At 74.1% G+C, this 23,957-nt stretch carries 15 protein-coding genes; 5 read left to right on the top strand and 10 right to left on the bottom strand.

Annotated elements, in window-relative coordinates:
- Positions 1–20: 20 nt before the first annotated feature.
- Positions 21–311: a 30S ribosomal protein S15 gene (gene rpsO / locus ACFTWP_RS33440; RefSeq protein WP_073926540.1), complete on the bottom strand. Its 291-nt coding sequence runs from the start codon at positions 309–311 to the stop codon at positions 21–23.
- A gap of 212 nt (positions 312–523) precedes the next feature.
- Complete coding sequence (gene eccD / locus ACFTWP_RS33435) at positions 524–1,984, bottom strand: type VII secretion integral membrane protein EccD (RefSeq protein WP_380268739.1); 1,461 nt, start codon at positions 1,982–1,984, stop codon at positions 524–526.
- A gap of 460 nt (positions 1,985–2,444) precedes the next feature.
- On the opposite strand from eccD, the gene eccCa reads away from it, so the two are divergent.
- Both eccCa and ACFTWP_RS33425 read left to right on the top strand, forming a co-directional pair.
- Positions 2,445–6,392 carry a type VII secretion protein EccCa gene (gene eccCa / locus ACFTWP_RS33430; RefSeq protein ID WP_380268738.1) on the top strand — a complete coding sequence of 1,316 codons (3,948 nt, stop codon included), beginning with the start codon at positions 2,445–2,447 and terminating at the stop codon, positions 6,390–6,392.
- Between the two features lie 486 nt (positions 6,393–6,878).
- Positions 6,879–8,291, top strand: coding sequence for an APC family permease (locus ACFTWP_RS33425; RefSeq protein WP_380268737.1), 1,413 nt, complete (start codon positions 6,879–6,881; stop codon positions 8,289–8,291).
- An 80-nt stretch (positions 8,292–8,371) separates the two neighbouring features.
- Here ACFTWP_RS33425 and ACFTWP_RS33420 read toward each other — a convergent pair whose 3' ends face one another.
- From ACFTWP_RS33420 to ACFTWP_RS33395, 6 genes are all read right to left on the bottom strand, one after another.
- Positions 8,372–9,667 carry a hypothetical protein gene (locus tag ACFTWP_RS33420; RefSeq protein WP_380268736.1) on the bottom strand — a complete coding sequence of 432 codons (1,296 nt, stop codon included), beginning with the start codon at positions 9,665–9,667 and terminating at the stop codon, positions 8,372–8,374.
- A gap of 76 nt (positions 9,668–9,743) precedes the next feature.
- The gene (locus ACFTWP_RS33415) at positions 9,744–10,286 is read right to left on the bottom strand and encodes a SigE family RNA polymerase sigma factor (RefSeq protein WP_380268735.1); all 543 of its coding nucleotides are present in this window, start codon (positions 10,284–10,286) and stop codon (positions 9,744–9,746) included.
- A 115-nt stretch (positions 10,287–10,401) separates the two neighbouring features.
- Positions 10,402–11,622 (bottom strand): type VII secretion-associated serine protease mycosin, encoded by a 1,221-nt coding sequence (mycP, locus tag ACFTWP_RS33410; protein ID WP_380268734.1) that lies wholly within the window; start codon positions 11,620–11,622, stop codon positions 10,402–10,404.
- A gap of 186 nt (positions 11,623–11,808) precedes the next feature.
- The gene (locus tag ACFTWP_RS33405) at positions 11,809–12,102 is read right to left on the bottom strand and encodes a WXG100 family type VII secretion target (RefSeq protein ID WP_380268733.1); all 294 of its coding nucleotides are present in this window, start codon (positions 12,100–12,102) and stop codon (positions 11,809–11,811) included.
- Positions 12,103–12,180: 78 nt separating this feature from the next.
- Positions 12,181–12,489 carry a WXG100 family type VII secretion target gene (locus ACFTWP_RS33400; protein WP_380268732.1) on the bottom strand — a complete coding sequence of 103 codons (309 nt, stop codon included), beginning with the start codon at positions 12,487–12,489 and terminating at the stop codon, positions 12,181–12,183.
- A gap of 181 nt (positions 12,490–12,670) precedes the next feature.
- Positions 12,671–14,323, bottom strand: coding sequence for a type VII secretion protein EccB (locus tag ACFTWP_RS33395; RefSeq protein ID WP_380268731.1), 1,653 nt, complete (start codon positions 14,321–14,323; stop codon positions 12,671–12,673).
- Between the two features lie 376 nt (positions 14,324–14,699).
- Between ACFTWP_RS33395 and eccE the strand changes: the two genes are divergently transcribed.
- The 3 genes from eccE (at position 14,700) to ACFTWP_RS33380 (ending at position 19,109) form a co-directional block, all read left to right on the top strand.
- Complete coding sequence (eccE, locus tag ACFTWP_RS33390; RefSeq protein WP_380268730.1) at positions 14,700–15,920, top strand: type VII secretion protein EccE; 1,221 nt, start codon at positions 14,700–14,702, stop codon at positions 15,918–15,920.
- On the top strand, positions 15,920–16,690 hold the full coding sequence (locus ACFTWP_RS33385) for a hypothetical protein (RefSeq protein ID WP_380268729.1): 771 nt from the start codon (positions 15,920–15,922) through the stop codon (positions 16,688–16,690). The genes eccE and ACFTWP_RS33385 overlap by 1 nt, the downstream gene beginning before the upstream one ends.
- Before the next feature lie 163 nt (positions 16,691–16,853).
- Positions 16,854–19,109, top strand: coding sequence for a MinD/ParA family protein (locus tag ACFTWP_RS33380; protein WP_380268728.1), 2,256 nt, complete (start codon positions 16,854–16,856; stop codon positions 19,107–19,109).
- Positions 19,110–19,230: 121 nt separating this feature from the next.
- On the opposite strand, the gene ACFTWP_RS33375 is transcribed toward ACFTWP_RS33380, so the two are convergent.
- Together ACFTWP_RS33375 and ACFTWP_RS33370 are read right to left on the bottom strand one after the other, a co-directional pair.
- Positions 19,231–20,187 (bottom strand): bifunctional riboflavin kinase/FAD synthetase, encoded by a 957-nt coding sequence (locus ACFTWP_RS33375; RefSeq protein ID WP_380268727.1) that lies wholly within the window; start codon positions 20,185–20,187, stop codon positions 19,231–19,233.
- A 65-nt stretch (positions 20,188–20,252) separates the two neighbouring features.
- A complete protein-coding gene (locus ACFTWP_RS33370) occupies positions 20,253–23,915 on the bottom strand; it encodes a trypsin-like peptidase domain-containing protein (protein ID WP_380268726.1) in 3,663 nt (1,220 codons plus the stop codon).
- Between the last annotated feature and the right edge of the window lie 42 nt (positions 23,916–23,957).

Here is a 23,957-nt window from a genome sequence, read left to right as displayed (position 1 = left end):
AGCCGCCCCGAGCGGCGGTCTTAGCGGGCGCCGCCGGCGGCACCGCGACGGATGCCCAGGCGGTCGACGAGCGTACGGAAACGCTCGATGTCCTTCTTGGCCAGGTACTGCAGCAGGCGACGGCGCTGACCGACGAGGATCAGCAGGCCACGACGCGAGTGGTGGTCGTGCTTGTGCAGCTTGAGGTGCTCGGTCAGGTCCGAGATCCGGCGCGAGAGCATGGCGACCTGGACCTCGGGGGAGCCGGTGTCGCCCTCCTTCTGGCCGAACTCGGCGAAGATCTGCTTCTTGACAGCGGCGTCGAGAGCCACAGCAACTCCTTCAAGGTGATCCGAGCGATCCTGGTCTACGGCACAGGATCTTGAAAGGACTCGGTGTCGTACATCGGGCGCCGCCGTGGTTCACCGGGCCGACGGCCACGGGCGCACGGCTGCGCTCAATGGCCAAGCGTACCAGTGCCCGCCACCGACCCCGGAAGCGGGTCGGTGGCGGGCACCGGTCGGGGCCCGCGGGGCGTCGGCGGTCAGCCGGTGGCGCCCCGCACCAGGTCGTAGATGTCGAGCACGGCCAGCGCCAGCGGCACCAGCGCCATCAGGGTCAGGCTGTCGACCAGGTCGAGGATACGACCCCAGAACGGCGAGACCCCGAGCCTCGGGACGACCAGCGCGATCGCGGTCAGCACGGCCGCGCCGAACGCGATCGAGGCGCCCAGCCAGATGGTGCGCAGGTCCGCCGAGGTGCTGCCCGGGTGCACCTTCAGCAGGAACAGCGGGGTGTGCAGGGACAGGCCCACGATCAGCAGCGACAGGCCCAGCAGGCCCGCGATGGTGAGGCTGAAGACCTGCGCGGTGTAGCGGAACAGCCGGGCGCGCAGCATCGTCGAGATGCCGATGGTCAGCGCGAGCAGCTGCGGGAACAGCGCGTCCGTGAACCCCAGCACCGTGCAGGCGCCGACGATGACCGCGGCGCAGCCGCCGACCAGCCCGACCAGCACCTCGTGGCCGCGGCGGGCCTGCTGCGCGATCCGCTCGTACTGGACGGTCTCGGCGCGGGTGCTCTCCTCGTCGTAGTCACGGCTGCGGGTGCGGGCCTGGCCGGGCGCGCTGAAGCCGACGGGCAGCCGGGCGAAGCGCGCGGACAGGGAGGGCAGGAAGCCGATCACGGCGACGGCCGCGACCCCGGTGACGGCCGCGATGTGGCTGGCCGCGGTGTCCGGCAGGAGCACCGCGGCGAAGGTCGCGAGGGTGCCGGCGACGGCGAGGAAGGCGGAGGCGACGAAGACCGAGTCCTTCTCCGGCAGCAGGCCGACCAGCAGGACGGACACCACCAGGACGGCCACGCAGCCGGTGAGGAACTGCAGCCGGCCGGGACCGTCCCCGAGGGTGGCGACGGCGATGATGCCGCTGCCGCCGATCAGCGCGTGCGGCAGGGCGCCGAGGCCGAGCGCGAGGGCGGCGTCGTGGTCCTGGTAGACCCGGGCCCGGACGGCCGCGAAGGCGGTGAGCACCACGGCGGTGACGCCCGAGAGGATCCCGGCCAGTCCGTGCATGTCGTGCCGCAGGTCGGAGAACCAGAGGGCGAAGCCGAGCAGCGTGAGCAGCACGCCGGCGCCGATCAGGCCGAAGGCCCGCATCAGCTCGGGGCTCCAGAACCGGCGGTCGGCCTCGACGGCGGTGGCGATCGCGTCGGCGACGTCGTCGTAGACGGCCGGCGGCAGCGACTCCCCGAACGGGCGCAGGCTCAGCAGGTCCCCGTCGCGGACCTGCTGGGCGGCCAGCGGCAGGCCGCTGTCCAGCACCGTGCCGTCGCGACGGACCAGGTGGAATCCGGTCGGGGCGCCGTCCGGCTGGGTCTGCCCGGACAGCCTCAGCACCTCGGGGTAGACGTCCGCGAGCGGGACGTCCTCCGGCAGTGCGACGTCGATCCGGCTGTCCGGTGCCACAACGGTGACCCGGCAGAACCCGGTCGTTGCGTTGGCGCTCACCAGCGCTCCCCCTCGTTGACTGTGCCTCGTTGACGGCCGCCCGTGGGGCCGGCGTCAGCTTCCCGTTGTGCGCCGGCCCGGCCCGGGCGGAACTGACACGATCGGGCCGAGAGTTGGCGCGGCGTTACCCTACCGTCCCGCCGGCGGACGGTCCCTGGGGCCCCCGCCGCTGCCCGGGGCACCCGCTCGCGGTGCCCGCCGGCCCGGGCCGCACGGTGCGGGGCCACCGGCCGGGCGCCCGGCGGGCCCTGACGGCCGGCGGGTCCGCGCGGGCCCGCCGGGCAGCGGAAGCCCCCTGACGGAAGCTCCGACGCTGCCCAGTAGGATCGGCCCCTGCGCAAGGCGACGGGGGTGGGTAAGCGCTCCTCCGTGACGCCTGCGGTCGGCGGAGCGGGGGCGGCGTCATCACACGGGGCGTCCTCACCCGTACGTATCCATTTGCGTGAGGGCTGATGCTGTTGTGAGCGTTGTGACCGTCAAGCGTCCGGCGAGGGCGTATCCGCCCGCTGTGCCGGACGCGCCGGTGGAGCTGGTTACTCCGCCCGAGCTGCCCAGACTGGGCGGCGAGGACTGGATGATGAACATGCTGCCGCTGCTCGGCATGGGCGGTTCGGCGGCCTTCTTCTTCTCGCCCGGCGCGCAGGGCCCGATGAAGATCATGGGCGGGCTGATGATCGCCTCGACCGTCGGCATGGCGGTGGCGCAGATCATCCGGTCCCGCAAGGGCGGCAACTCCGGTACCGCGGACGAGCGCAGGGACTACCTGAAGTACCTGCAGCAGATGCGCCGCCAGGTCCGCCGCACGGCCGACCGCCAGCGCGGCGCGCAGCTGTTCCTGCACCCTGAGCCCGACCAGCTGTGGTCGATCGTGGCCGAGGGCCGCCGGCTGTGGGAACGCCGGCCGAGCGACCCGGACTTCGCGCAGATCCGGCTGGGTCGGGGGCCCCAGCAGCTGTCGACGCCGCTGGTGGCGCCGCAGACCGCTCCGATGGAGGAGCTGGAGCCGCTCGCGGCCGCCGCGATGCACACCTTCCTGAAGTCCCACGGGACGCTGCAGGACCTGCCGCTGGCCGTCTCGCTGCGGGCGTTCTACCACATCACGGTGTGCGGGGACCCGGACACCGTCTACGGCAACGTCCGGGCGATGATCGCCCAGTTGACGACGCTGCACTCGCCGGAGGACCTGATGGTGGCGGTCGCCGCCGCCCCGGGTGCGGTGGACGAGTGGGAGTGGACCAAGTGGCTGCCGCACACCCAGCACCGCAAGGAGAACGACGGGGCCGGCTCGCGCCGCCTGATCGCCGGCGGCCTGGGCGAGCTGGAACTGCTGCTGGAGAACGAGCTGTCCGGCCGCCAGCGGTTCACCCGGGACGCCGTCCCGAGCCCGGACCAGCCGCACATCATCGTGATCATGGACGGCGCGGCCGTGCCGCACGACTCGATCCTGGCCAGCGCCGAGGGCGTGCACGGCGTCACCATCATCGAGGTCGTCCCCGGTGACCTGGACGAGCCCACCGGGCACCTGGTCGTCACCGTGACGCCCGACGAGCTGCTGCTGCAGTCCGCCTCCGGCGCCTCGTACACCGGCCTGCCGGACACCCTCTCCTCCTGGCAGTCCGAGGCGCTGGCCCGCCAGCTGGCGCCCTACCGGATCTCGGCCGGCGGGGACGACGAACCGCTGCTGTCCAACCTGGACTTCACCGACCTGATGGGCTCCGGCGACCCGGGGTCCTTCGACGTCTCGCGCACCTGGCGTCCGCGCCCCAGCCACGAGCGGCTGCGGGTGCCGATCGGCGTCGGCGCCAACGGCGAGCTGGTCCACCTGGACATCAAGGAGGCCGCGCTGGAGGGCATGGGCCCGCACGGCCTGTGCGTCGGCGCGACCGGCTCCGGCAAGTCCGAGCTGCTGCGCACCCTGGTGCTGGCGCTGGCGATGACGCACTCCTCGGAGATCCTCAACTTCGTCCTCGCCGACTTCAAGGGCGGTGCGACCTTCGCCGGCATGGCGGACATGCCGCACACCTCGGCCGTGATCACCAACCTGGAGGGCGAGCTCACCCTCGTCGACCGCATGCGGGACGCGATCGAGGGCGAGATGAACCGCCGCCAGGAGCTGCTGCGCTCGGCGGGCAACTACGCGAACCTCAACGAGTACGAGCGGGCACGGGCCGCCGGCGCCGCGCTCGACCCGCTGCCCTCGCTCGTCCTGATCATCGACGAGTTCTCCGAACTCCTCACCGCCAAGCCGGACTTCATCGAGATGTTCATCCAGATCGGCCGGATCGGGCGATCCCTGGGTGTGCACCTGCTGCTCGCCTCGCAGCGTCTGGAGGAGGGCAAGCTCCGCGGTCTGGACACCTACCTCTCCTACCGGATCGGCCTGCGGACCTTCTCCGCCGCCGAGTCGCGGGCCGCGATCGGTGTCCCCGACGCGTACCACCTGCCGCCGGTGCCCGGTGTCGGCTACCTGAAGTTCGGCACCGACGTGATGGACCGCTTCAAGGCCGCGTACGTCTCCGGTCCGTACCGCGCCCCCGGGCAGCAGCGGGTCAGCGGCCGGGTGGTCAGCGCGCAGCCGGTGCTGTTCACGGCCGCCGAGGTGCCGGTGATCGAGCCGGTCGTGCAGGAGATCGAGCCCGAGGTCGAGGAGATCGACGACGCCCTGGTCGACACCGTGCTCGACGTGTTCGTGCAGCGCATGCAGGGGCAGGGCCCGGCCGCCCACCAGGTGTGGCTGCCGCCGCTGGACGAGTCCCCCAGCGTCGACCAGCTGGTGCCGCCGCTCACGGCGACACCCGAACGCGGCCTGACCTCACCGGAGTTCGGCGCACTGGGCCGCCTGGTGGTGCCGGTCGGCATCGTCGACAAGCCGCGCGACCAGCGCCGCGACGTCCTCTACCAGGACTACTCGGGCGCGGCCGGCCACGGTCTGATCGTCGGCGGTCCGCTGTCCGGCAAGTCCACCATGGTCCGCACCATGGTGGCCGGTTTCGCCGTCACCCACACGCCGGTCGAGACGCAGTTCTACCTGCTCGACTTCGGCGGCGGCGGCTTCCAGGGGCTGCAGGACCTGCCGCACGTCGGCGGGGTCGCCGGCCGTCTGGACGCCGAGAAGGTCCGCCGGATGGTCAGCGAGGTGCACGGGGTCCTGAACCGCCGCGAGGAGCTGTTCCGCGCGACCGGCATCGACTCGATCGGCACCTACCGCACCCGGCGGGCGGCCGGGCAGCTGCCGGACGAGCAGTTCGGCGACGTGTTCCTGGTGATCGACGGCTGGCTCACCTTCAAGCAGGAGTTCGAGCTGCTGGAGCCGGTCATCGGCGACATCGCCCAGCGCGGTCTCGGCTACGGCGTCCACCTGGTGATCACCGCCGCCCGCTACGCCGAGGTCCGCCCGGCCCTGAAGGACCTGCTGCAGAACCGCACCGAGCTGCGCCTCGGTGACGCGATGGAGTCCGAGGTGGACCGCAAGGTCGCCCAGAACGTCCCCGCCGGGCAGCCCGGCCGCGGTATCACGGCGGGCAAGCTGCACTTCCTGGCCGGCCTGCCGCGCCTGGACGGCTCCTCCTCCGCGGCGGACCTGCTGGACGGCGTGTCCGGCCTGGTGCAGGCCGTCGCCTCCGCCTGGACGGGCCCGCGCGCGCCGCAGGTCCGGATGCTGCCGACGGTGCTGGACGGCCACGCGCTGCCCAAGGGCTTCGAGCACCCGGAGCGCGGCGTCGCCTTCGGCGTCGACGAGCTGGAGCTGGCCCCGGCCTTCGTCAACTTCGAGACCGACCCGCTGTTCATCGTGTTCGGCGACACCGAGTCGGGCAAGTCGGCGCTGCTGCGCATGCTGATCAAGCAGATCACCGAGCGGTACACCCCGGACCAGGCCGGCATCGTGGTCGGCGACTTCCGCCGCGCGCTGCTCGGCACGGTGCCGCCGGAGTACCTGGTGGAGTACGCGGCGGCGGCTCCCGCGATGACCAACATCGTGGAGATGCTGCGCGGCGCCTGCTCGCGCCGCCTGCCCGGCCCGGACGTGACCGCCGAGCAGCTGCGCAACCGCAGCTGGTACAGCGGCAAGGACATGTTCGTGATCGTGGACGACTACGAGCTGGTGGCGACGCAGTCGGGCAACCCGATGGCGCCGCTCGCCGAGTTCCTGCCGTTCGCCCGCGACATCGGCCTGCGCGTGATCATCGCGCGCAGCGCGGGCGGCGCCAGCCGCTCGATGTACGAGCCGGTCATGCAGCGGATGAAGGAGCTGGGCGGCCAGGGCATCATCCTCTCCGGCAACAAGGACGAGGGCGCGCTGCTCGGCACCGTGAAGCCGCAGCAGCTCCCGCCGGGCCGCGGCATGTTCGTGTCGCGCCGGATCGCCAGCGGGCAGATGGTCCAGACGGGCTGGCTGCCGACGGTGTGACCGAGCGGTACGGGCACCCTTCGCGGTGACCCGCTGTGACCGGCAGGGCCGGGCTCCTCAGGGGGCCCGGCCCTGCCGCTGTCCACGGTCCGAAACGTTATGGAGATCTTTCCCGGCCGGGGCTGCGGTTCCCGCACCTCCCGCGGGCGCCGCCGGACCCCGAAGGGGCACCTGGGTGTCCAGCGCCAGGCCGCACACCTACCTTGGATTCAAGGAAGGCAATCTGCGGTTCACCTTGGATTCATCTTCGATTCGATGAAACCAACAAGTCGGACAAAGTTGACAATTACCGTGAGTGATCTTGTGATCAGGTGTCCGGACGGCTTATGACAACGGATTCCGAAGCTGATCGGCCGTTGACGCAATCAATACGTACAAGGTTCCATTGCGCCTCGGGAGCGACAGGACCAACACCCACGAGCACCAGCCAGCGGAGGCGATACCGCTCCCCTCCCCCAGGACAGCACAGAGCCGATCGGAAGCCCCATGACCGACACGCTTCGCCCGCCACTCGCCGTAGCCGCCGACCCGGCGACCGACGGCACCGGCGCCCACCCCCAGAAGCTCAAGCGCTCGATCGGTGTCGTGGGCGGCACCCTGCTCACGCTCTCGTGTGTGACCCCGGCCTCGACGCTCTTCGTCATCGTCCCGGACCTCTTCTCCAGCATCGGCAGCGCCACCGCCCTCGCCATCGCGATCGGCTCGATCCTCTGTATCGCCGTCGCGTTCTGCTACTCCGAGCTCGGCACCCTGATCCCCAGCGCCGGCGGCGAGTACGCGATGGTCGGCACGCTGGCCGGTCGGCTGGCCGGCTGGCTGGTCTTCGTCCTGTCGCTGATCGTGGTGATGATCGTCCCCTCGGTCATCGCCCTCGGCACCGCCGACTACCTGGCACCGATCGTCCACGTCAGCGGACCGGTCGCCGGCGCCGCCGTGATGCTCGCCGCCACCCTGGCCGGCCTGCTGGACCTGCGCGCCAACGCGTGGATCACCGGCGTCTTCCTCGTCCTGGAGGTCATCGCGGCCGGCGTCGTCTCGGTGCTCGGCTTCAGCCACGCCGGCGGCGGCGCCCCCAGCCTGATCCACGGCGTGGTGGCGGACGAGAACGGCGTCGCCACCACCGTGAGCATGGGCGCCGTCGTCGGCGCCATCGGCATCGCGCTCTTCATCACCCAGGGCTTCAGCACCGCCGTGTACCTCTCCGAGGAGCTGGAGAACCCGCGCCGCAACGTCTCGCGCACCGTCCTGTGGACCCTCGGCATCTCCACGGCCGTCATCCTCGTCCCGGTCGCCGCCATCACCGTGGGCGCCCCCGACCTGCAGACCCTCAGCGCGGGTGACATCTCCGGCATGGTCACCGCCTGGAGCAACTCCGCGGTCGGCACCTTCATCAGCCTCTGCGTGGCGCTGGCCATCATCAACGCCGGCATCGTGATGGTCATCCAGAACTCCCGCGTGCTGTTCGCCTCGGCCCGCGACAAGGCCTGGCCCGAGCCGGTCAACAAGGCCTTCTCCACCCTGGGCCGGTTCGGCTCCCCGTGGGTCGCCACCCTCGCCGTCGGCCTGCCCGGCGCCGCCCTGTGCTTCGTCAAGGCCGACCTGCTGACCGAGATCACCGGCGTCGCCGTCACCGGGATGTACCTGCTGGTCGCCGTCGCCACGCTGTTCTCCCGCCGGGGCGCCCACCGGCACGCCTCCGCCTGGCGGATGCCGCTGTGGCCGGTCGCGCCGATGGTGCTGATCGTGGTGCTGCTCGGCATCATGACCCAGCTCGGCACCCAGCCGCTGCTCTGGACCGGCGGCATCACCGCCGCGGCCACCCTCTACTGGGCCTTCTACCTGCGCCCCCGCCAGGACACCCACTGGGTGATCACCCTGCCCGAGGACGAGCGCGCCTGACCCGCGCACCCACGCGTCGGTGCCCCGGACTCCGCCGAGTCCGGGGCACCGTCACGTCCGGGGCACCATCACGCCCGGTCCTACTTCCGGAGCTGCCACAGCGGGCTGGTGACGACGGCCTCCAGCTGCGCGTCGTTCAGCACCGGGGCGGTGCGGACGGCCGGCTGGCGGGGGCCGCCGCTGTTGTAGGCGCCGATCACCACCCGCAGGCCGTCCGGACGCAGCGCGTCGACCGTCCACCGGGCCGGGTTCCCGGCGAACTTCTGGACGACGACCTTGGTGCCGTCCGGCAGTGTCCGGCCGGCGGCGAAGTGCGAGGCCATCCCGTCGTCCTGCTTGTCCTTGCCCGGCTTCGGGCTCCAGTCCTGGACGTTGATCTCCACCATGCTCTTGCCCCGGCCGTCGTTCAGCACGAAGTTGGCGTAGCCCGGCTGGCCGTCCGTCTCGGTCTCGGTCAGCCCGGCCGGCAGCAGCTTGGCGGCGATCGCCAGGATCTCCTGCGCCGAGTACTCCTTCCCGGTGTCCTGCGACTGGCGCGGCTTGGGCGCCGTCAGGGCCGCCACGACCCGGTCCCAGGACCGGTCGGTGACCACGGCGCGCAGCTGCTCGGGGCTCAGCGGCGGCGCCGGGCGGCTGATCGGCGCGCCCTTCTCCTGGGGGGAGTTCCACTCCTGGAGCTGCACCAGCCGGCCGTCCTTGCCGGCCAGCGTGGCCGACCAGGCCCGGGTGTCGACCCGGCGGTCCGGGTACTCGTACCCCTGGAGGACGGTCAGCGTGGAGCCGTCCCCCAGGGTCGTGGTGGTGCAGGAGGAGTCGGCGACCCGGAACTTCGGGTCCGGGCACTGCGCCTGCTCCAGGAGCGAGGCGTCGCCCGGCGCGTACCGCTGGACGACGAGGCCGATCGCGGCCTTGCCGTGACCGTCGTCGAACACCAGGGACACGGCCGGCGCGGCGGGCGGCTCGTTCTCCTTGCCCTCGCTGCCCCGGCTGCTCGCGACCGTCGAGGTGCCGGGCGGCAGCAGCCCCTTGAGCAGGGCGGCCATCTCGTCGCCGCTCACCGCGGCCGTGGTCGGAGCGCCCGCCGACGGCGTCGCCGTGGGCGCGGAGGGCGTCGAGCCGCCGGTCACGCCCGCGGGGGCGACCGTGACCGCGTTGCCCTGCGGGCCGCCCAGGCCGGCCAGGTAGACGCCGCCGGTGGCCACCAGGGCCAGCGCGGTCGCCCCGCCGGCGACGGCGGCGGCCGAGCGCCGGCGCCAGCGGCGGCGGCCGCGCTGCAGGCCCCCCGCCAGCAGGGGGGTCTGGTCGGCCTGGAAGGCGTCGCCCGTACGGGAGATGGCGAAGAGTAGGTCGTCCTCGAACTTGTCGTCTGCGGACATGCTTGATCACCGTTTCGTGGTCGCAGAGGGTGCGGGGCGGGTTCGTCGGGCGGGCGGCCGGCGGGCCGCGGGGGGGTCAGCGGTCGGCGAGCTCCGCGAGCGAGTCGCCGAGCAGGATCCGCAACCGGGCCAGCGCCCGGCTGCTACGGGTCCGGACGGCGCCGGCGCTGGAGCGCAGCACCTCGGCCGTCTCCTCGACGCTGCGGTCCTCCCAGTAGCGCAGCACCAGCACCGCCCGGTCCCGGGCCGGCATCCGGCCCAGCGCGTCGAGCAGGGTGAGGCGCAGCGTGCTGTCGGCCTCGCGGCCCGCCGGTTCGGGGACGTCACCGGTGGGCCGCTCGGTACTGGAGCGGCGGCGCTGCTGCGCGAGGAAGGTGCGCACCATCACCGTGTGCGCGTACGCCCCCGGGTTGTCGATCCCGCCGGACCGGCCGGAGCGCCAGGAGGTACGACGCCACAGCACGTACATCCGGCCGAGGGTCTCCTGGACGAGGTCCTCGGCCAGGTGGGTGTCACCGCTGGTGAGCAGGCAGGCCGAGCGGTAGAGGTGCCCGGCCCGGCTGGAGACGAGTTCCAGGAACTCGGCGTCCTTCGCGTCCCTGGCTGTGGCCCGGCCCATGTGTTCCCCCCGATACCGCCCGCTCGTACCCCCGACTACTGGATAGATGCGGTGAGCGGCGGCGGACGTTACACCCGGACCCGAACGATGTCGCGGCGGGCGCGATCGCGGCCGGTCAGACCCCGGCGCGCCGGCGGTGGTCGCGCACCACGACCGCGCCGCCGCCGAGCAGCGCCACCAGCAGGGCGCCGATGCCCAGCACGTAGGTGGCGGTCCGCGCGTCGCGGTCGGCCTGGGTCTCGGCGAGGCCCACGGGCATCGGCACGACGCCGCCGTCGGACAGCGGCCGGGGCTTGTCCGTCACGGCCTCGCTGGCGGCCGGCGCGGTGCTGGTGACCGCCTTCACCGGGTCGACCACGCCCCAGCCGATGAACCGGTTGGGGGTGTGCTCGGTACGCTGCGCGGTCTGCTCGATCCGCGCGCGGACCTGCGCCGGCGACCAGTCCGGGTGCGCGCCGACCAGCAGCGCGGCCACACCGGCCACGTAGGGGGCGGCGAAGCTGGTGCCGTTGTCGACGCACTGGCCCTGCTTGGGCACGGTGGAGAGCATGTCGACGCCGGGCGCGGCCACGTCCACGAAGTCGCCGTACTGGGAGAAGGCGGCCCGTTCGTTGTTGCGGTCGGAGGCGCCGACCGCCAGCACCGTCGGGTAGGCCGCCGGGTAGGTCGGGCCCTCGCGGCCGTCGTTGCCGGAGGAGGCCACCACCACGACCTTCTTGGACTCGGCGTAGTCGACGGCGGCCTTCAGCGAGTCGTAGCCGGGGAACCGGCCGCTGTCGTCGCTGCTGCGGACGTCCTGGGAGATGTTGATGACCCGGGCACCCTGGTCGACGGCCGACCGGATCGAGTCGACCAGGGTGCCGACGTCGCCGTTGCCCTCGTTGTCGTTCTGCCGGATGGCCAGGATCCTGGCGTCCTTGGCGAGTCCGACGAAGCCGGTGGCGTCCCGCTTGGCGGCGGCGATGATGCCGGCCACCTTGGTGCCGTGACCGACCAGGTCGGTCTTGCCGTCGCCGGGGACGGGGTTCTTGTCCTTGTCCCTGAGCGGCGAACCGCCGTTGAGGACCTTGCCGGCCAACTGCGGGTTGACGTCGTCCACCCCGGTGTCGATGACGGCGACGATCACCCCGGCGCCGGTCACCTTGTCGTCCTGCCAGAGCTGGTCGAGCAGCACCCGCTGCAGCGACCACGGGGTGACCGAGACGTCCTTCGCGGGGCTCGGGCAGTCGCCGGCCGCGGCGATGCCGATCGGTGACCAGGTCGTGCCCGGATCGCCCGGCGCGGCGTACGCGGGGGTCGCGGCGAGACTGCCGGCCACCACGAGCGAAGCCGCCAACGCGGCTGCCTTCCGGTACGTACCCACCGACACCTTGCCACCCCTAGTCTGTCCACCCGTGGTCCGACCGGGAGCGGTCCGGCCGGGCCGGACGGCGCGGCTCCCGCGCGCGAGGGGCGGGCGCCCTCTCGGACACCCGCCCCGTACAGCGAAGTTGAGCTCACCCCGTGCGAGGGGTGGGTCTGGTCAGTGCCAGATCTGCTCGTTCTTCTTCTCGGTGTTCTGGTAGCTCTCGGCGGCCTGGTCGAGCGAGGAGCCGATCTGGGTCAGCACCTGCTGCAGGTCGGCGGCCTTGTCGTCCCACTTCTTCTGGTGGGCCTGGTAGCCCTGCTGGGCAGCGCCCTCCCAGGAGGCGGCGATCTTGGTGACGCCGGCCTTCAGCTCGTCGAGCTGGGACTGGATGCGGGCCGCGGTGGCGCGGACCTCGGATCCGGCGCCCGAGATGGTGGCGAAGTTAACGAGAATGTGGCTCGCGGACATGCTGTCTCCCTGTCGAAGATCGGTTGCGGTCCGTACGAGGACCTGCGAACGAGTGACGCGGTCGCTTCAGCGACCAGGTCAGATCTGGCCTGCGACGCTGCCGAGCGCGGACTGCTGCGCGGCCTCGGTCGTGGCGTAGGCCTTGGTGGTGAGCTCGATCGCGTTCTGGATCGCGCGCAGCGCCTCGTTCAGCCCCTTCGCGTCCTCGTTGAAGCGGTTCTGAAGGTTCTGGTAGGCCGTCGCGGCCTGGCCCTGCCAGCCCGAGGCGATCGACGACACAAGCGCGTCGAGCTTCTTCAGCTCGCCCTGCACCTGCTCGCTGACCTCGCCCATGTGCTTGGCGAAAGCCACCATCTCTTCAGCGGTCGTCCTGAACTGACCAGCCATGATCTACCGTCCCCCATGAGACAGACAATGTTCCCGCAGATGTCCTGACACGGCCCACCCGCCGACACCACCCGTGCGGTGCTCCAAGCACTTTAGTAGGCGTCGGCGCGTCACCCAACACCGGGAGCCCGCCAGTTACCAGACCATGACAGTGGTGCCGGGCCCCCCACCTGATCCGATGTCAGGCGTCCTGCTCCTGAACTGCCGCTTCCTCGCTGAGCACCGGGCCGTTGGGCACCAGGTCGGACCACTCCCGGGGCACCAGCGCGGGCTGGAGCTCGTTGTAGCCGAGCCTGGCCTGCGCGTTGCCCGGCTCCTTCTGCCCCTGCTGGGCGGGCTGTTCGGCGGCCGGCGGGGTGGACTGGCCGGGCTGCGGGGTCGCCGCCTTCTTGCGGCCGCCGTCGCCGTTGGCCTGCACCGCGTAGCGCAGTCCGGTCTCGGTGATCAGGTAGCTGCTGCCGGAGCCGCCCGCCTCGTTGTCCAGCGCCCGGTAGAACAGGCCGTGGCCGGGCGTCACCCGGGCCGAGGCGGTGATGCCGCTGTAGTTGCCGGGGTACGAGGAGCTGACCCAGACGCTGCGCCGGGGCGTCTTGCCGTCCGCCTCCACCCCCTCGAAGGTGCTGCACAGGACGGTCTTGGCGTCCTTGGCCGCCGTCCAGTTGTTCACCGGGGCGCCCGCCCGGGCCGGCCAGTCCTCCGGCAGCTTCAGCTTGTTGTCCGTCAACGTCCCCTGGCCGAAGGTGGACTGCTCGGCCGGGGTCAGCTCGTCGACCCGGGGGTGCGGGTCCTTGTCCTGGCCGTAGAGGCCCTGGAGGTCGGGGTTGCGCAGCATCAGCATGCTCTGGAACTGGGTGATCGGGTACAGCTGGTCCGCGCCGACCGTGTAGTACTTCTCGCCGTACTTGACCAGCCGGCCGATCTTGCGGTCCTCGGCGTTCTGCAGCTCGACCTTGGAGTTCGCCCCCTTGACCGCGGGGTTCATCCCGGGAACCTGCGGGAAGCTGATCGCGATACCGCGCTGAAGCGTGTTCAGCCACTCCTTCTTCACCCGCTGCGGGACGGCGCTCTCCCCGAACACCGCGGTGACCAGCGCGTTCTTCTCCCGGTCGGAGGCCTGGGTGCCGCCGATGGCGTGCTTGCGGCCCTGCGCGTCGACCAGGTAGAGGTCGAGCCTGCTCTGCGTCGTGGGAGCACCCTGCTGGCCATTGACCTGCGCGTCGTCGACCTCCTGGACCAGCACCGCCTGGTCGATGTCGAGGACCTTGTCCTTCGCGGCCAGGTCCTTGGCGTCCGCGCCGCCGGCGACGAACACCGCCTGGTTGACGGTCTCGTGCTTCTCGTCCGACCCGGGCTTGTTGCAGACCGACCACATCATCGCCTGACCGGCCACCGCCTTGCTCGGCAACTTGTCCGGCGCGTACGGGATGCCGATGGTCGCGCCGTGGTTGGGGTAGGCGTCCAGCACCTTGTCCGCGACCACCACCACCTTGGCGTCGGCCGGCACCACCAGCCGGGCCGAGGACATGTTCAGCACCTGGTGCAGCCGCTTGGTCCGGCCGTCCGGGTCCAGCAGGACCACGTACCGGGTGTAGGAGGTCTTGCCCTGGATGATGTTCTTGGTGTTGTCCCAGTTCACCGGTGCGCTGGGCTTGAACGCCCCCCAGAGGCCGAAGCCGCCGACGATGAGCGTCCCGACGATGACGCTGGGCAGCACCGCCTTCAGCGGCCGCGGCGCGTCCTCGTCGCTGCCGCCACCACCGGGCAGCAGGAAGGCTCCCACGGTGCGCTTGCGGGCGAAGGTGTAGGCGTTCAGCTCGTCCCGGCGTGATGCCATTGCTCGTCGTCTCCCCTGTATGACCGACATCTGCTGTGTGACCTGCAGTCATGGCGCGGTGTCCGACGGCCGGACGGCCCGCGAGCCTGCCACCCGCCGGGCGAGGGCCACAGCAAACCCTCTACGATGCGGCAGCAGACGGTGAGTACGGTACGGGTACGGTTCGCGAACCAGCCAACCGGGCCGCGATATCTGATCAGAGAGGGTCATTCGGGGGATGCCAAGCCAGACCGCTCCAGAGCGCCGCAGTACATCGCAGAGGCGGGGCGCGAGTCGCGGAAGCCGGCGGGACCAGCCCGCGCAGGCTGCGCCGAGCGCTCCGACCGCCGCGGTGCCGGTCAGGATCCACCCCCGGCCCGGGCTGCTGGGAGGCCGGTTGAGGCTGCAGCAGATCGTCCTGGTCGAGGTCGCCGTGGCGCTGGTCGCGGTCGGCTGGACGATCGGCAAGGCCGCCGCCGGCGCGTTCGCGGTGCTCTCCGCGGCCCTGGTCGTGGTCGCCCTGATCCCGCTGCGCGGGCGCAGCATCCCCGAGGCGCTGCGCGTGCGTTCCGCGCTCAAGGGCCGCCGCAGGAAGGCCGCGGACAACATCCCGCCGGCCGGCACCGACCCGGCACTGGCCCCGGCGCTGGAGCTCGAACCCGCCCTGCGCACCTGCACCCACGCCACCGAGACCGACTTCGGCGGCCGGCCGGTGCGCCGCGAGACCGGCATGGTCGGCGACGGCACCTTCCTGAGCTCGATCCTGCTCGTCCAGGCGAAGGACCAGCCGCTGCGCCCGGTGCGCACCGCCCTCCCGCTGCCGCTGGACGTCATCTGCTCGGCCCTCCAGGTGGACGACATCGCCCTGGAGTCCGTGCAGTTGGTCCAGCACACCCAGCCCGCACCGGCGCCGCACCTGCCCGACCAGTCGCTGGCGGCCCGCGCCTACCAGCAGCTTCCGGACGGCACCGCCACCCCCGGCCTGCGGCTCACCTGGGTCGCCCTCAAGCTCAACCCGGAGCAGGCCTCCACCGCCGTGCTCGCCCGCGGCGGCGGCGAGGACGGCGCCCGCAAGGCCCTCCAGCGCGTCACCGACCAGCTGGCGGGGCGGCTCAACGGGGCCGGCTTCAGCGCCACCGTGCTGGACGAGCGCGAGCTGATCGCCGCGCTGGCCATCTCCACCTGCGCCAACCCGATCGCGGTGGCGGGACGTCAGGGCACCGGCGGTGGCGGTGCCAACGCCCGCCGCACCCAGGAGAGCGCCAAGTTCTGGCGGATCGACGACCGCTGGCACAGCACGTACTGGATCTCCAGGTGGCCGCAGCTGAGCCGCCCGGGCGGAACCCCGGGACGGATCGCGGCACCCGACCTCGTCAACCTGGTCACCGGCACCCCCGCGCTGGCCAGCACCTTCAGCCTGACGGCCAGCCGGGGCACCGGCGGCTCGGTGGCGATCAGCGGGCACGTGCGGGTCACCGGACGCAGCGAGAGCGAGGTCGCCCAGGTCGGGCGGCTGGTGGAGGCGCGTGCGCAGAGCGCCGGCCTCGGCCTCGCCCGGCTCGACCTGGAGCAGGCGCCCGGCCTGCTCGCCACGCTGCCCCTGGGAGGGACTTCCTGATGGCGTACCAGACCTACCCCACCGCCGCGGCCCCCGCCCCGGGCGCCGAGCAGGCCCGGCCCCGGCCGCGGATCCTGCCCGGGTTCGGCCTGCGCGGGCCCAGGCGCGAGAAGCACGTCCTCAACCCCGAGGACCTCGGCGCGATGGCCTTCCCGGTCGGCGACGACGGCGTCGTGATCGGCGTCGACCCGCAGCAACAGCCGGCCGTCCTCGGCCTGTTCCGGCCCACCGCCTACGACCTGGTGCTGGTCGGCGGGGTCTGGACCGCGCAGATCATCGCGCTGCGGGCGGCCGCCACCGGCGCCCGGATCGCGGTCGAGACCGCCCGTCCGCAGCTGTGGGCCCCGATGGCGCAGGCCGCGGGCGGCGGCCAGCCGTGCGTGACCGTGCACCAGGTGGGCCGGCTCGGGCCGCAGGGCGCCTCGGTGGCCTCGCCGGTCCTGGTGGTCCGCGACCTCGGCGCCCGTCCGCCGCGCAGCCGGCTGTCGGCCGCGCCCTGGCAGACCACCCTGACCCTGCTGCCGTACCTCGGGCCGAACGCCGCGCGGGTGCTGAACGCGGCCGACCTGGTCGGGCTGCAGCGGATCTCCCCCCAGGAGGCGGAGCTGGTCGGCCGGCTGCTCTCGCTGGGAGACCAGGACGTGCTCTCGCTGCCCACCCTCGGGGAGGACCTGACGCTCTGGGCGACCCGGATGCGGCGTCAGTACGTGCGGACCGTGGCCGGTCAGGCCGAGACCCAGGTCCTGGGCGCCCCCCGCCGGATGGACTGAGGCCGGGCCACCGGTGCCGCGTCGGGCCGGAGCCCGCGCGTCACTCCGAAGAGGGCGTTGCCCGGACAAGATGAGACACCGCCTTCAGCGCGGGCCGATTCACGTCCTAATCTTGAGGTGCAACGGCACCGCGACCAGCGGCGGCGAACACGAGGGAGCCCAAGTGAGCAGCGATCGGGACGGCGTCTACGTCGGCGACAACGCGGCGGAGGACGACGACGACTGGTCCGACGCGCCCGACTACACTCCCCCGTCCTGGTACACCCAGAGCGAGCCGGCCGCGCCGGCGGCCACCCAGGCGCCACCTGCGCCTCAGCCGTCGCAGGCGCCTCAGGCTCCTCAGCCGCCCGCCGTCCCGGCCCAGCCGGTGCCCGCCGAGGCGACCGGGCCGACGCCCGCACCGCTGCCGGTCGGCGCGCCCGCTCCGGTGCCGCCGGTCGCCGCCGGCACGCCCGAACCCGTCGTCGCGGCGCCGGAACCGGCTCCGGTACCGGCCCACCCGCAGGCCGCCGAGCAGCAGCCGGCTGCCCCGGCCCCCGTCGTCCCCGCCCCCGCCGTCCCCGCTCCGGCGGAGGCCACCGCGCCGCCGGTGCAGCAGGCCGCCGCTCCCGTAGCGACCCCCGCACCGGCGCCGGTGCAGCAGGCCGCCGCACCCGGGCCCGCTCCCGCTCCCGCTCCCGCTCCCGAGCAGCCGCAGCAGCCGTGGGCCCCCGCTCCGGAGCAGCAGGCATGGGCGCCGGCACCCGAGGCGCAGCAGTACCAGGCCCCGTACGCCCAGCAGCAGGGACAGCAGCAGGGTCAGGGGCAGCAGCCCTACCCGCCGCAGGCCCCGCAGCAGCAGTACCAGCAGCCGCAGCAGCCGTTCCCGCCGCAGGTCCAGCAGCAGGCGCCCCAGCCGCAGTTCCCCGGCCAGGAGCAGCAGCAGGCCCCGTGGGCGCAGCAGCAGGCACCCCAGCAACAGCAGCCTCAGCAGCAACCCCCGCAGCCCCCGCAGCAGGGGCAGCAGCCGGGTCCGCCGGTCGACCCGCGCCAGGGCGGCTGGCCGCAGCCGAACGCCTACCAGCCGCCGGCGCAGCCCCAGCAGGGCGGCCAGCCGGGCTGGCCGCAGCAGGGCGGTGTCCCGCAGGCGCCGGCCGCGTTCCAGCAGGCCGGGCCGCCGCAGCAGACCGCGCACGGCGCTCCGCTCGGCTACACCGCCGCCGTGGAGCTCTCCTCGGACCGGCTGCTGCGCAGCCAGCCGAAGCAGCAGCGCCAGCAGTCGCGCTTCCAGTTCGGCGGGAAGGCCGCGGCGGCGGACCGGGCCCGCAAGCTGGAGATCATCCGGACGCCGGTGATGAGCTGCTACCGGATCGCGGTGATCAGCCTCAAGGGCGGCGTCGGCAAGACCACGACCACCACCTCGCTCGGGGCCACGCTGGCCAGCGAGCGCCAGGACAAGGTGATCGCGATCGACGCCAACCCGGACGCGGGCACGCTCGGCCGCCGGGTGAAGCGGCAGACCGGCGCGACCATCCGCGACCTGGTGACGGCCATCCCGCACCTGCGCAGCTACATGGACATCCGCCAGTTCACCTCGCAGGACCTGCACTCGGGCCTGGAGATCCTGGCGAACGACGTGGACCCGGCCGTCTCGACCACCTTCAACGACTCGGACTACCGCCAGGTCATCGACGTGCTGGGCCGGCAGTACCCGATCATCCTGACCGACTCGGGCACCGGGCTGCTGTACAGCGCGATGCGCGGGGTGCTGGACCTCGCCGACCAGCTGATCATCGTCTCCACCCCCAGCGTGGACGGTGCCAGCAGCGCCTCCACCACCCTGGACTGGCTCTCCGCGCACGGGTACGCGGACCTGGTGCAGCGCTCCATCACGGTGGTGTCCGGGGTCCGCGAGACCAGCAAGATGATCAAGGTCGAGGACATCGTCGCGCACTTCCAGACCCGCTGCCGCGGCGTCGTGGTGGTGCCCTTCGACGAGAGCCTGGCGGCCGGCGCCGAGGTCAACCTCGACATGATGCGCCCCAAGGTCCGGGAGTCCTACTTCGAGCTGGCCACCCTGGTCGGCGAGGACATCATGCGGGCCCAGCACGCCGCCGGTCAGCAGGCCGGCGGCTGGCAGCAGCAGGCCGCCGCCCCCTACCCCGGCCAGCCCTACCCGCAGCAGGGGCAGCCGGGCGAGTGGAGCCAGCAGCAGCAGTACCCCCAGCAGGGCCAGGGCGGCTACCCCCCGCAGCAGCAGCCGGGCCAGCCCGCACCGGGCGCCCCCTGGGCTCCCCAGCCCGGCCAGGCGCCGCCGCCCCCGCCGGGGTACGGCTACCCGCCCCAGCCGGGCGCGCCCCAGCAGCAGCCCCCGCAGGAGTGGGCGCAGCAGCAGCCCCCGCAGGGCGGTTACGGCTACCCGCCGCCACCGCAGCAGTAGCCCCGGGCAGCGCCCGGTCGCCATCGGGAAGGGCCCGCCGACCTCGTCGTTCCGAGGTCGGCGGGCCCTTCCGTCGTTCCGCTAGTCGTTCCGCTCGCCGGCGCACGTCAGCCGACGCCTGTCAGCCGGTGGCGGTGCCCGCCCCGGTGAGCTCGCGGGCCCGCTCGACGTCGTCGGCCATCCGCACCAGCAGCGCGTCGATCGAGTCGAACTTCTCCATGCCGCGCAGGTACACCAGGAAGTCCACCGCGACGTGCATCCCGTACAGGTCCAGGCCGACCCGGTCGATGGCGTACGCCTCGACGGTGCGGGCGGTGCCGTCGAAGGTCGGGTTGGTGCCGACCGAGATGGCGGCCGGCATCGCCTCGCCGCCGGCGGTCAGCCAACCCGCGTAGACGCCGTCGGCGGGGATCGCGCTGTGCGGCACCGTCTCCACGTTGGCGGTCGGGTAGCCGAGCTCGCGACCGCGCTGCGCCCCGCGCACCACCACGCCCTCCACCCGGTGCGGGCGGCCGAGCACCTCGGCGGCGCCGGCCAGGTCGCCGGACGCGACCAGCCGGCGGGTGAGGGTCGAGGAGAACGGCTCGCCGCCGCCGGCCGATCCGCACACCTGCAGGTCGACCACCTCGACGTCGAAGTCCGCCCCCCGGCCGAGCTTGGCGAGCAGGTCGACGTTGCCCGCGGCCTTGTGCCCGAAGCGGAAGTTGGGCCCCTCGATCACGGTCCGCGCGTGCAGCGCGTCCACCAGCACCTGCTGGACGAACGCCTCCGGGGACTCCTGCGAGAGCTCGAAGGTGAACGGGAGCACCAGCACCGCGTCCACGCCCAGCGCCGCGATCAGTTCCGCCCGACGCGGCTGCGGGGCGAGCAGCGCCGGGTGGCTGCCCGGCCGGACGACCTCGCTGGGGTGCGGGTCGAAGGTCACCACGACCGCCTTGGCGCCCAGCTCACGGGCCCGCTCGACGGCCCGGTTGATGATCAGCTGATGCCCGCGGTGCACCCCGTCGAACGAGCCGATGGTGACGACGCTGCGTCCCCAGTCGCCGGGGATCTCCTCCAGGCCACGCCAGCGCTGCACCCTGACCGCTCCTTGTTCCGTACGACGCGTACCTTCTGCACGCTCAAACGCTCACATCCGAACCCCTATAGCGTCCCATGCGCCCGCCCCTGCTTCGGCACCGGAAGGCCGGTTCGCCGCTGCGACGCCCGGACGAGCGGCTGCGGCGCCGCCGGCCGACCCCCCGCGCCCGGCTCCCGCTCCGCCTCCGCGGCGGCGTACTGGGGATCGCGGCCGGCCGCCACCAGAGCCCGCATCCGGGCCAGCCCCGGCCCGTCGGGCGCGGCCGGAACGCAGTCCGGCGGCCACTGCGCCAGCAGCAGGGCGAACACCGCCGACCGGCCCGCGCAGCGCACCAGCACCTCGTCGGCCTCCAGCAGCGCGGCGCAGGCACCCGCCACCACCTGCCGGACCCGCGCCTGGTCGTGTCCCGCGCAGTGCTCGGCCAGCCGCTCCAGCGCGGCCGTCAGCACCGCCGGATCGCTCTCGGCCGCCAGCAGGCCGGCCAGCAGCTCGCCCCGGGCCGGGGCTCCCCCGACGGCCAGCACCTCGACGAACGCCCGCCGGACGGCCGGGCGCGTCGTCAGCACACCCTCCACCAGCGCCCGCAGGTCCGCCGGCGCCCCCGACCGGACGGGCAGCCGCCGCAGCCGCCCGTCCAGGTACTCGACGGCGACCAGCGCGGCCCGCTCCGGACGCTCCCTCAGCAGTGCCCCGGCCAGCTCGGCACCGCGCCGCGCCACCTCCGGCCCGCCCGCCGCGGCCAGCACCCGCAGTGCCTCGGCCGGCGCCGCCCCCGGGGCCGCGAGCCGCCGTGCCAGGGCGGCGAGCACCGCCTCCGGGTGGCTCTCCAGGGCCGGGGCCAGCACCTCGGCCGTGACGAAGGGATCGTCCTCGCCGTACGCGGCCAGGGCCCGCTCCAGGTACCCGTCTCGGGTCTGCGGCGCCCGTACCAGCAGGGCCAGCGCGGCGCCGTGCAGGGCCGGTTCGTCCTCCCGGGCGAGCAGTGCGAGCGCGCTGTGGCCCAGCAGTTCGGCCCCGGGGCCGTGGGCGTGGGGGGCGGTCCGCAGGGCGTGCACGGCCGCCGCGACGTGGCGTTCGGGGCGGGGGTCGTGGCTCCAGCGGTCGACGGCCCGGCAGAGCGCGGAGGGCTCCTCGGCGGCCAGCAGCAGCAGGAGCGCGTCGGCGCGGGGGTGGGCGGCGTCGGCCAGCCGGTCCGTCAGATCGTCCAGGGCGAGCCTGCGGTGGGTGTACAGCAGCTCGTGGGCGAGGTCGGCCACGGTGGCGCCGGGCCGGTGCGGCAGCGCCCCCGGGTCGTCGAACCAGGCGCAGAGCAGCGGGATCACCGCGGCCGGGTCGGCGCGCAGCCGCCGGGCGGTGGCGGCGAGGAAGGACTGCTCGGGGCCGTCGGCGCGGACCAGGCGGCGGAGCAGGTCGAGTTCGGCCTCCGGCGGGAGGCCCAGCCCCAGCCAGAAGTCCGGCCCGAAGCGGCCGTACCCGCGCGCCACCGGCCCGCCGCCACCGGCCGCCCCGGCCCGCGCGGCCTCTGCGGCCCCATCGGCCCCTGCAACCACAGCGCCGTCCGCGTGCCGGTCCGCGAGGGCGTCCGCCAGGGCGTTCAGCAGCGCGCGGTGCGCGACCGGCTCCGGGCCGGCGGTCAGGCCCGCCGCCAGCAGCCGGCCCGCCCACCAGGCCGCCTCCCCGTCGGACGGCCGGCGGTCGAGGGCCTGCCGGAGCCGGTGCAGCCACGGGTCGAGCGCCACCGGCCCACGCTGCTCGCCGAGGGCGCGCAGGGCGGCCGTCACCGGCCCGGCGCGGTGCCGGGCCACCACCCCCAGGACGGGCCCGCCGCCGTCCGGCCGTTGAGGGCCGCCCCCGGCCGGCGCGTCCGGCCCATCCAGCTCGTCCGGCTCGGCTGGCTCGTCCGGCCCGTCCGGCTCGGCGAGCAGCAGCCGCAGGGCCGCGTCCAGGTCCAGGTGCAGCCCCTGCAGCCAGTCGGCGAACTCCTCGTGGGCCGGCCGGTACCCGGAGCCGGCCGGCACGAACAGCCGCTCCGCCAGCACCGCCGCGGCCCAGCCGCCGGCCACCGGGAACAGCTCCTCGAAGGCGTCGCGGCCGAGGGCGCCGTGCCCCGGGCCGAGCATCCGCCGGGCGGCCTCGTGCACCCGGCCGGCCACCGCCGTGGCGAGCCGCCGCAGTCGCCCGCACTCCTCGGCCGCCGGCGGCGGCCCGCCCCGGCGGTGCGCGCCCGCCCGCCGGGGCGCCGCGGCGCCGGCGATCCGCCGGGCCACGGCCAGACAGCGCAGGTCGAGGTAGCCGGCGAAGAGGTCCCCGCGCGAGGCGGGCTCGCCCTCGACGCCCGCCGCCCGGAGCTCCCCGGCCAGTCGCAGGGCCAAGGGGTGGCGCGCGTCGGCGGCGGCCAGCCGGCCGGCGGGCAGGCCGTAGCGGCGGCGGGCCCGGTCGGCGGCCTCGGCCGGCAGCGGGCCGAGCCGGTGCACGCGGGGCGGCTCCGCGGGTTCCCCGGCGGGCGGGTCGGCCGGGGCGGGCCGCAGCTGCTCCCAGGCGTCCGGGCCGCAGGCCGTCAGCAGCCGGGCCCCGCACTCCTCCAACCAGCCGGTGGCGGCCCGCAACCAGGCCGCGTCGAGCGGCGCGGGAGCCTCCTCGGGGGCGTCCAGGATCACCAGCAGCGGCCGGTGCGCGGCCGAGCAGAGCCGGGCCACCGCGGCCGGGTCCGGGGCGGGCCCCGCACCGGGCAGCTCGGCGGCGAGCAACCGGGCGGCGTGCCCCAGCGCCCGCCCGACCGGCTCGGCGAGCGAGCGGTCGGCGGCGCGCAGGTCGGCGCCGCGCAGCCAGAGCGTCGGCAACGGCCGGGCAGCGCCGGCGCGCCGGAGGGCCAGCGCGGCGAGCTCGGTCGTGCGGCCGCTGCCCGGGGCGCCGAGCAGGGCGGTGACGGTGGCCCGCGGTTCCTCCCCGACCAGTCCGTCCGGCCGGTCGACCCGGTCGGCCGCGAGGTCGGCGGCGGCGCCCGGGCCGGCGCCGGCCGCGGCCAGCTGGGCGGCGGCCAGGCGCAGGACGCCGCCCAGGTTGAGCGCCCGCCCGAGGCCCGGCACGCCGGCCGCGTTGCGGGCGAGCAGCCGGGCCAGGTCCGGGTCGGCGGCGTCCGGTACGGCGGCCAGGGCGGTGACGGGGGGCTCCGCGACCGGGTGCGGGCTGCGCAGGGCGGGGCAGAGCACGCCGAGCACGGCGCCGCTGCCGGCGTCCAGGACGGGCGCGCCCGCCGGTGGCGGCCCGGCCGGCTGCGGCAGGTCGAGCAGCAGCACTCCCCCGATCACCTGGAAGCCCTCACCCGGGGCGTACATCGCGGCGGTGGTGCCCAGCACACCGCCGCGCAGCAGGCCGGGTCGCTCGCGCCCGCCGGGCAGCCACGGCACCGCGACCGGCCGACCCGCCTCGGCGGCGGCCAGCGGCAGCGGCGGGAGCGGCAGGCCGCCGACGCGGTCGGTCCTCAGCAGGGCGAGCCCGGCACCGGGCAGCAGCAGCACGCTGTCCGCTCCGAGCACCCGGGTCTGGCCGCCGGGGGTGTGCAGGACCACCCGGTCGAGGCCCGCCACCACCTCGTGCGCGGTCAGGACGGTGCCCTGCGGGTCGGCGACGAAGCCGATGCCCCGCAGGCGGCCCGCCAGGTCGTGGATCCGGACCAGGGACCGCCCCGGATCCGCCGGCGCAGCACCGCCCAGGCCACCCGTCATCGGCGCCGCCCTTCCCGAAGGGCCGTGCGGGCCCTGGGCGGG

The organism is Kitasatospora sp. NPDC057015 (assembly GCF_042673745.1).
Taxonomy (GTDB): domain Bacteria; phylum Actinomycetota; class Actinomycetes; order Streptomycetales; family Streptomycetaceae; genus Kitasatospora.
Note: the sequence above shows the minus strand (reverse complement) of the source record. Positions and strands in the feature narration are given on the sequence as shown.